Origin of the sequence: Streptomyces neyagawaensis (assembly GCF_023516595.1) — a bacterium.
Classification (GTDB): domain Bacteria; phylum Actinomycetota; class Actinomycetes; order Streptomycetales; family Streptomycetaceae; genus Streptomyces; species Streptomyces neyagawaensis.
Genome location: NZ_JAMGBG010000005.1, coordinates 433,539 through 441,334, shown reverse-complemented (window position 1 = coordinate 441,334; position 7,796 = coordinate 433,539). Strand labels below are relative to the sequence as shown.

Here is a 7,796-nt window from a genome sequence, read left to right as displayed (position 1 = left end):
GGAGCCTCACTCACCGGCCGTGTTCGGGTTTACGTTCGACGACTTCCGGTCATCGTCCGGTGGCGGGCGTCGCGGGCACACCTTCGCCTGGCGCGTTTCGGTGAGGAGGTGCTCGGTGAGCACGGACGGAACCGTCACCGTGCCCCTGCGGGACAGGGTGGCGACAGCACAGCGGGATCAGGACGCGCGCACGGTCATGCGGCTGCGCCTGGGTGTCGGGATCATCGGTGTCCTGCTGCCCCTGGCGCTGCCGCTCGGCAACGCGATCGCCGCGCTCCTCGACGGCCGTACCGGGGACGACGTATGGCCCGGTTCGATGAGCGGCGCGTACCACACGAGTACCCGGGACGTCTTCGTCGGCAGCCTCTGCGCCCTCGGGACCTTCCTGATCATCTACCGCTTCAACCGGATGAACGATGTGATGGGGACGGTCGCCGGGTGCTGCGCGCTCGGTGTCGCCCTCTTCCCGACGGCACCCGGTTCCGGGGCGGACTCCGGGCAGCTGACGGTCTCGGTGTTCCATCTGGTGTTCGCCGTCGGGCTGTTGACCTCGATGGCCGGGTTCTGCCTGCTGATGTACTGGGCGCCCGGCATCAAGGACCGGTCGTACGTCCGGCGGCCCTATCTGGTGGCCGGGGTGCTGATCCTCGTCTTCATGGCGCTCGCCGGCGCGGCGGCCGCCACCGGGGTCGGCGAGGACTGGCCGGTCACGCCCCTCTACCTGTGCGAGTGGCTGTCGGTGTGGTCCTTCGGCTTCGCGTGGACGGGGGCGGCGCTGTCCCTCGCCGAGGACATCGGACGGCTGTCGAGGACGAGGGCCGTGATCGGTGCCGTACTGCGGTGGCCGCGGTCGCTCGGCGGTCTGCTGGGCCGGGGGACGTCGCGGTTGAAAGTCGGGCGGTCTGAGCCCGGCCGGCCGTACGTATGGCGGGCCTCGCCGCCCGGGGTGCGGGCGGCGCGACGCCGCGGAGATCCATCAGAAGGGCCCTGGGCGCGGGGTCAGACGCGGGCGCCGGTGAGGAAGCGGTCCAGCGTGGCGGTCAGTTCGGCCGGCTTCTCGACGGGGAGCTCGTGGCCGGCGTCCAGGATGCGCACCTCGGCGTCCGGGTAGGCCTTCGCCATGCGCAGCATCTGGGAGACGGGCAGCTGGATGTCATGGTAGCCGTGGACGAGGAGGGTCGGGACGCGGATCTCGCCGAGCCGGTCCAGGACGTCGAAGGCGCGCATGGCGCCGTACAGGGTCATGACGACCTCGCGCGGGGTCGCCGAGGAGGCGCGGATGTACTCGCGGATCTCCTCGCGCGGGTAGCCGGGGGCGAAGGCGCGCTGGATGTTGGCGGCGACGAACAGCTTGAACGGCACCCTGGTCGAGGCGGCCATGAGCAGGCCCCGGCCGCGGCTGTAGGTCATCCGGCTGATGGAGTTGACCAGCACCAGGCGCTCCACGCGGTCGGGGTGGGCGAGGGTGATGGTCTGGGAGATCATGCCGCCCATGGAGTGGCCGACGAGGACGAACCGCTCCACCTCCAGGTGGTCGAGGAGCGCGAGGACGTCGTCGGCGAGTTCCGCGATGGTGCGCACCCCGGCGCCGGTGCTCTCGCCGTGCCCCCGCAGATCGAGCCGGATCACCCGGCGCTTGTCGGAGAAGTGGGCGAGCTGGTGGTCCCAGCGGTGACGGTTCGCCGTCCAGCCGTGGATGAACACCAGGGGCACCCCGTCGCCGTCGCGGGGACCCTCGTCGTCGTAGGTCAGGCTCGCTCCGGCGACTTCGAGCTGCGGCATGGTGCCTCCTGGATACGCTCCGGTTACTGCCCGGTACGGTAACCGCAGGTGCGGCCCTTCGTCACCGTCGTTCACGGGGGAAATCCGAGGTCCGCGGTTCTCCGCCGCCATCCGGCCGCCGGCCCCCGTGACCGGCCGCCGGTAAATCCCGGGCCCCGGGGGCGGTGGCCCTGCTAGCTTCCCCCGGTGTTCTCCCTCCACGAGCCCGCGTTCTTCACCCGTCTGAACGAGGCCCGGCGTGTTCTCGTCGCCGGTGCCGGCGGCGGTTTCGACGTCTACGCCGGTCTGCCGCTGGCCCTCGCCCTGCGCTCGGCGGGCAAGGAGGTCCACCTCGCCAACCTCTCGTTCGCCGATCTCTTCGGCCTCGACCTGGACGTCTGGGTGGAGCAGGACGTCGCCGCCATCGGCCCCGACACCGCCTCCCGCGGCGACTACTTCCCCGAGCGCACCCTCGCCCGGTGGCTCGACCTGTACGGGCTGCCCGCCACGGTGTACGCCTTCTCCCGTACGGGTGTGGCGCCGCTCAGGGACGCCTACCGCGCGCTCCTGGACCGTCTCGGCGGTGTGGACGCGATCGTGCTGGTGGACGGCGGCACCGACATCCTGATGCGCGGGGACGAGCACGGGCTCGGGACTCCGGAGGAGGACATGGCGAGCCTCGGTGCCGTCGCCGGCCTGGACGAGGTCCCGGACCGGCTGGTGGCGTGCCTCGGCTTCGGTGTGGACGCCTACCACGGGGTCAACCACGCGCTGGTCCTGGAGAACCTGGCGGCGCTCGACCGGGACGGCGCCTATCTGGGCGCGTTCTCGCTGCCACGCGACAGCCACGAGGGCGCCCTGTACCTGGACGCGGTGGCCCACGCCCAGCGGTGCACGCCGGAGTATCCGAGCATCGTCAACGGTTCCGTGGCGGCGGCCGTGCGCGGCGACTTCGGGGACGTCCGGTTCACCGAGCGGACCCGTGACAGCGAGCTGTTCGTCAATCCGCTGATGGCCCTGTACTTCTGTGTGGACGCGGTCGGCCTCGCCCGCCGCAACCTGTATCTCGACCGGCTGGAGAAGACCGTCCTCACCCGGCAGATCAGCTCGGTCATCGAGCGGTTCCGGGACGAACTGCCCCGGCAGCGCCGACCGCGTGCCTTCCCGCACTGAGCAGGGGGAACGGATGACACACTGACCGCATGGAAGAACGCGCATTCGGTAGGTCGGGTCAGCACGCGTCCGTGGTCGGGCTCGGTACATGGCAGCTGGGCGCCGACTGGGGAGACGTCGACGACAAGGAAGCCCTGACGGTCCTGGAGGCCGCGGCCGAGGCGGGGGTGACCTTCTTCGACACCGCCGACGTCTACGGCGACGGGCGCAGCGAGCAGACCATCGCCACGTTCCTGCGCAGCCGGCAGGACCTGCATGTGCTCGTCGCGACGAAGATGGGCCGCCGTGTGGCCCAGATCCCCGAGAACTACGTCCTCGACAACTTCCGGGCCTGGAACGACCGCTCCCGCCGCAACCTCGGCGTGGACCGTCTGGACCTGGTGCAGCTGCACTGCCCGCCCACGCCGGTGTACTCCTCCGACGAGGTGTTCGACGCGCTCGACACCCTCGTCGAGGAGGAGCGCATCGCCGCGTACGGCGTCAGCGTGGAGACGTGCGCGGAGGCGTTGACGGCGATCGCCCGGCCGAACGTGGCGAGCGTGCAGATCATCCTCAACCCGTTCCGGATGAAGCCGCTCCTGGAGGTCCTCCCGGCCGCCGAGAAGGCGGGCGTCGCCGTCATCGCCCGGGTGCCGCTGGCCTCGGGGCTGCTGTCGGGCAAGTACACCAAGGACACGGTCTTCGCGGAGAACGACCACCGCACCTACAACCGGCACGGCGAGTCCTTCGACCAGGGCGAGACCTTCTCCGGCGTCGACTACGAGACGGGCGTCGAGGCCGCGGTGGAGTTCGCCGGGCTGGCGCCCGAGGGCTTCACCCCGGCCCAGCTGGCGCTGCGCTGGATCATCCAGCTGCCGGGTGTCACCACCGTGATCCCGGGCGCCCGCACGTCCGAGCAGGCGCGGGCCAACGCGGCCGCCGCCGCTCTGCCGGCGCTCTCGGACGAGACGCTCACCGCGATCCGTGACCTGTACGACCGGCGGATCAAGGACCAGGTCGAGGGCCGCTGGTAGGTCCGACCGCCGGGCGCCGCGGGACAGTCACGCCGCGGACGGTCACGCAGGCAGACGCTCGGGAGGCGGCGCTCTCGCCGCCTCCCGAGCGTCAGTGCCTCACCGCGCCGCGTCGTGCTTCGTGGTGCGGCGTGGTGCCGCCCTGTGCGGGCGTCGTGCGGGCGTCGTGCGGGTGGACGTCAGATACGTCCGCCGGTGAGCCGGGTCAGCGGGCCGTGCACATGGCGTTCCGACCGGCGTCCGGCCAGGTAGGAGGCGGCGGTCAGCGCGGTCAGCCCCGCGCCCACACCCGCGGCGACGAGCTTGCGCTGGGCGAGGACGGTCACCGCCGTCTTGGCGGTGGCGGCGACCTGACCGGAGGCCTGGACGACCGCCTGGCGGCCCACCTCGACACCCTTGACCGCGCTGTGCACGGCGCTGTTCGCGGTGTCGGCCGCACGTCCGGCCCCGTTCTTGGCGGCTGACGCGGTGTCACCCGCCTTGTCTGCGGCCTTCTTGGCGGTCCCGGTGGCCGGGGCGGTCGCCTTGTCGGCGGTCCGGCGCGCCTTGGCGGCGGCCGTCTCTGCGGACGAGGTGCTCTCGTTGGTGTCGTTGTTGGTTCGGCTCATGGACTCCGCGTTGCCGTTCACCGCGCGGGCAAACACCTCGCGTCCACATCCATGGCCAACGCCTTGGTCGGGTGCGGGCCCCGCCGCCCGCCCCGCCGCCCGCCGGGGGCGCCCGTCAGGGGTGCCTGCCAGGGGTGCCTGCATGCCATAAGATCAGCTTATGAGGTCATAGACCCGACCCGCGTACCAGGTAAGGGTTGCCTTAGTTTAGGGTTGCCGTCGAGTCGCTTGTCTCCGCTCGAAGGGAACCTCACCATGCCCCGCCCTCTGCGGGTAGCCATTGTCGGAGCCGGCCCGGCCGGTATCTACGCCGCCGACGCGCTGCTGAAGTCCGACGTTGCCGCCGAGCCCGGTGTCTCCATCGACCTCTTCGAGCGGATGCCCGCCCCGTTCGGACTGATCCGCTACGGCGTGGCCCCCGACCACCCCCGCATCAAGGGCATCATCACCGCCCTGCACCAGGTGCTCGACAAGCCCCAGATCCGCCTCTTCGGCAACGTCGACTACCCGTCGGACATCAACCTCGACGACCTGCGTGCGTTCTACGACGCGGTGATCTTCTCCACGGGCGCCACGGCCGACCGGGCGCTCGACATCCCCGGCATCGACCTCGACGGCTCGTACGGCGCGGCCGACTTCGTCTCCTGGTACGACGGCCACCCGGACGTTCCGCGCACCTGGCCGCTGGAGGCCGAGAAGGTCGCCGTCCTCGGCGTCGGCAACGTCGCGCTCGACGTGGCCCGCGTCCTCGCCAAGACGGCCGACGAGCTGCTGCCGACGGAGATCCCGCCGAACGTCTACGACGGCCTGAAGGCCAACAAGGCGCTGGAGGTCCACGTCTTCGGCCGCCGCGGCCCCGCGCAGGCCAAGTTCTCCCCGATGGAGCTGCGGGAACTGGACCACTCCCCCAACATCGAGGTCATCGTCGACCCCGAGGACATCGACTACGACGAGGGCTCGATCGCGACCCGGCGCGGCAACAAGCAGGCCGACATGGTCGCCAAGACCCTGGAGAACTGGGCGATCCGCGACATCGGCGAGCGCCCGCACAAGCTGTTCCTGCACTTCTTCGAGTCCCCCACCGAGATACTCGGCGAGGACGGCAAGGTCGTCGGCCTGCGCACCGAGCGCACCGCCCTCGACGGCACCGGCAACGTCAAGGGGACCGGCGAGTTCAAGGACTGGGACGTCACCGCGGTCTACCGCGCGGTCGGTTACCTCTCCGACAAGCTGCCCAAGCTGCCCTGGGACCTCGAGTCGGGCACCGTCCCGGACGCGGGCGGCAGGGTCGTCCAGGAGACCGGCGAGCACCTGACGTCGACGTATGTCACCGGCTGGATCCGGCGCGGCCCCGTCGGCCTCATCGGGCACACCAAGGGCGACGCCAACGAGACGGTCGCGAACCTGCTGGACGACTTCGCGAACGGCCGTCTGCAGGAGCCCTCCGCCCCGGCGCCGGAGGCCGTGGACGCGTTCCTCGCGGAGCGCGAGGTGCGCTTCACGACGTGGGAGGGCTGGTACAAGCTGGACGCCGCCGAGAAGGCACTGGGCGAGCCGCAGGGCCGGGAGCGCGTGAAGCTCGTCGAGCGTGAGGACATGTTGCGGGAGAGCGGCGCGTAAGGCTCCGCCGAGTGGCCGTGGGGGACTGCGGACCGTGGGTCGGCTGCAGATCGTCTGTGGCTGGTCGCGCAGTTCCCCGCACCCCTGGGAGTGGGCGCCGGCCCCTAAGGCGCTGAGCGAGCCGCAGGGCCGCGAGCGCGTGAAGCTCGTCGAGCGTGAGGACATGCTGCGGGAGAGCGACGCGTAAGGCTCCGCCGAGGGACCGTGGGGGCTGCGCGTCGTGGGTCGGCTGTGGGTGTTCCGTGGCCGGTCGCGCAGTTCCCCGCGCCCCTGCAACGCGGTCATCAGCCCTTGGTGAAAATCGGTGCGCGGTGGTGAAGCGGGAGTGTCTAGGCTTCTGCGGCGTGGACGACTTGACTGACGACCTGCGGATACGGCCGGGCGCCCTCACCGACGCGCCAGCCGTGCTGGACATGCTCGACGGGGCCGTGGCCTGGATGAACGCCCGGGGCAACACCGAGCAGTGGGGCACGATCCCGTACTCGCGGCGGCCCGACGGGGTGGAGCGCGTCGAGCGGTACATGACGGAGAACGCCCCACACATCGCGGAGCGGGACGGTATCCCCGTCGGCGCGCTGGTCCTGGACTCCGGGCCCAGCCCGCAGATGCCGATCGCCCCGGCCGACGAGCCCGAGGTGTACGTCCGGCTGCTGATCTCCGACCGGGGCCGGGCCGGACAGGGCATCGGGGCGGCCCTGCTCGCCCACGCCGTCGAAGAGACCCGGCGGGCCGGTGTGGAACTGCTGCGGGTCGACTGCTGGGCGGGCGGCGGGGGCGAACTCGTCGCGTTCTACGAGCGCAACGGCTTCACGCCCACCGACCGCTTCCTGTCCGGCACCTGGCCGGGACAGGTACTGGCCCGGCGGGTCCGCTGACGGGTCCCGCGGAGGCATAAGCTCGGAAGATGGCCAAGTACATCGACGTGCACCCCGACAACCCCCAGCCGCGCGCCATCGGTCAGGTGGCCGAGATCATCCGTCAGGGTGGGCTCATCGTCTATCCGACGGACTCATGTTTCGCGCTGGGCTGCCAGCTGGGCAGTCGTGACGGTATCGAGCGGATCCGTACGATCCGACGGCTCGACGACCGCCACCACTTCACCCTCGTGTGCCAGAACTTCGCGCAGCTGGGCCAGTTCGTGCACGTCGACAACGACGTGTTCCGCGCCGTCAAGGCGTCGACGCCCGGCAGCTACACGTTCATCCTGCCCGCCACCCGGGAGGTGCCGCGCAAGCTGCTCCACCCGAAGAAACGAACCGTCGGAGTGCGTATCCCCGACCACCGGGTGGCCCAGGCCCTGCTCGCGGAGCTGGGTGAGCCGCTGGTCTCCAGCACCCTGCTCCTCCCCGACGAGGAGGAACCGCTGACGCAGGGCTGGGAGATCAAGGAGCGGCTCGATCACCAGGTCGACGCCGTGGTGGACTCCGGGGACTGCGGTACGGAGCCCACGACCGTGATCGACTTCTCCAGCGGCGAGGCCGAGATCATCCGCAAGGGAGCCGGCGACATCTCGCGGTTCGAGTGACGGGAGCGACGGTCCGCGGGACGGGGTGGCGGTTCGCGGGACGGTGTGACTGTTCGCGTGACCGGCGTGAAGGTTCGCGTGACCGGGGAGAAGAGC

The 7,796-nt window shown here is 70.9% G+C and carries 9 protein-coding genes; 7 read left to right on the top strand and 2 right to left on the bottom strand.

Annotated elements, in window-relative coordinates; translation table 11 throughout:
• Positions 1–115 precede the first annotated feature (115 nt).
• Positions 116–1,111: a hypothetical protein gene (locus M8J73_RS04325; RefSeq protein ID WP_055543088.1), complete on the top strand. Its 996-nt coding sequence runs from the start codon at positions 116–118 to the stop codon at positions 1,109–1,111.
• On the opposite strand, the gene M8J73_RS04320 is transcribed toward M8J73_RS04325, so the two are convergent.
• Positions 1,000–1,782 (bottom strand): alpha/beta fold hydrolase, encoded by a 783-nt coding sequence (locus M8J73_RS04320; RefSeq protein WP_055543089.1) that lies wholly within the window; start codon positions 1,780–1,782, stop codon positions 1,000–1,002. The two genes, M8J73_RS04325 and M8J73_RS04320, sit on opposite strands and share 112 nt — an antisense overlap.
• 186 nt (positions 1,783–1,968) lie before the next feature.
• Between M8J73_RS04320 and M8J73_RS04315 the strand changes: the two genes are divergently transcribed.
• Positions 1,969–2,934: a DUF1152 domain-containing protein gene (locus M8J73_RS04315; RefSeq protein ID WP_055543090.1), complete on the top strand. Its 966-nt coding sequence runs from the start codon at positions 1,969–1,971 to the stop codon at positions 2,932–2,934.
• A 29-nt stretch (positions 2,935–2,963) separates the two neighbouring features.
• Complete coding sequence (locus tag M8J73_RS04310; protein WP_249828254.1) at positions 2,964–3,947, top strand: aldo/keto reductase; 984 nt, start codon at positions 2,964–2,966, stop codon at positions 3,945–3,947.
• Positions 3,948–4,126: 179 nt separating this feature from the next.
• Here M8J73_RS04310 and M8J73_RS04305 read toward each other — a convergent pair whose 3' ends face one another.
• Positions 4,127–4,591, bottom strand: a complete 465-nt coding sequence (locus M8J73_RS04305; protein ID WP_372503888.1) for a hypothetical protein — start codon at positions 4,589–4,591, stop codon at positions 4,127–4,129.
• Positions 4,592–4,810: 219 nt separating this feature from the next.
• Between M8J73_RS04305 and M8J73_RS04300 the strand changes: the two genes are divergently transcribed.
• The 4 genes from M8J73_RS04300 to M8J73_RS04285 all read left to right on the top strand — a co-directional run bounded on the left by M8J73_RS04300 (position 4,811) and on the right by M8J73_RS04285 (position 7,700).
• Positions 4,811–6,175 carry an FAD-dependent oxidoreductase gene (locus M8J73_RS04300; RefSeq protein WP_249828252.1) on the top strand — a complete coding sequence of 455 codons (1,365 nt, stop codon included), beginning with the start codon at positions 4,811–4,813 and terminating at the stop codon, positions 6,173–6,175.
• A gap of 34 nt (positions 6,176–6,209) precedes the next feature.
• Entirely contained in the window at positions 6,210–6,362 is a 153-nt protein-coding gene (locus M8J73_RS04295; RefSeq protein ID WP_249828251.1) for a hypothetical protein, read from the top strand.
• 226 nt (positions 6,363–6,588) lie between these two features.
• Positions 6,589–7,050, top strand: a complete 462-nt coding sequence (locus M8J73_RS04290) for a GNAT family N-acetyltransferase (protein WP_283946298.1) — start codon at positions 6,589–6,591, stop codon at positions 7,048–7,050.
• Between the two features lie 29 nt (positions 7,051–7,079).
• Positions 7,080–7,700, top strand: coding sequence for an L-threonylcarbamoyladenylate synthase (locus tag M8J73_RS04285; protein WP_055541764.1), 621 nt, complete (start codon positions 7,080–7,082; stop codon positions 7,698–7,700).
• The last annotated feature ends 96 nt before the right edge of the window (positions 7,701–7,796 follow it).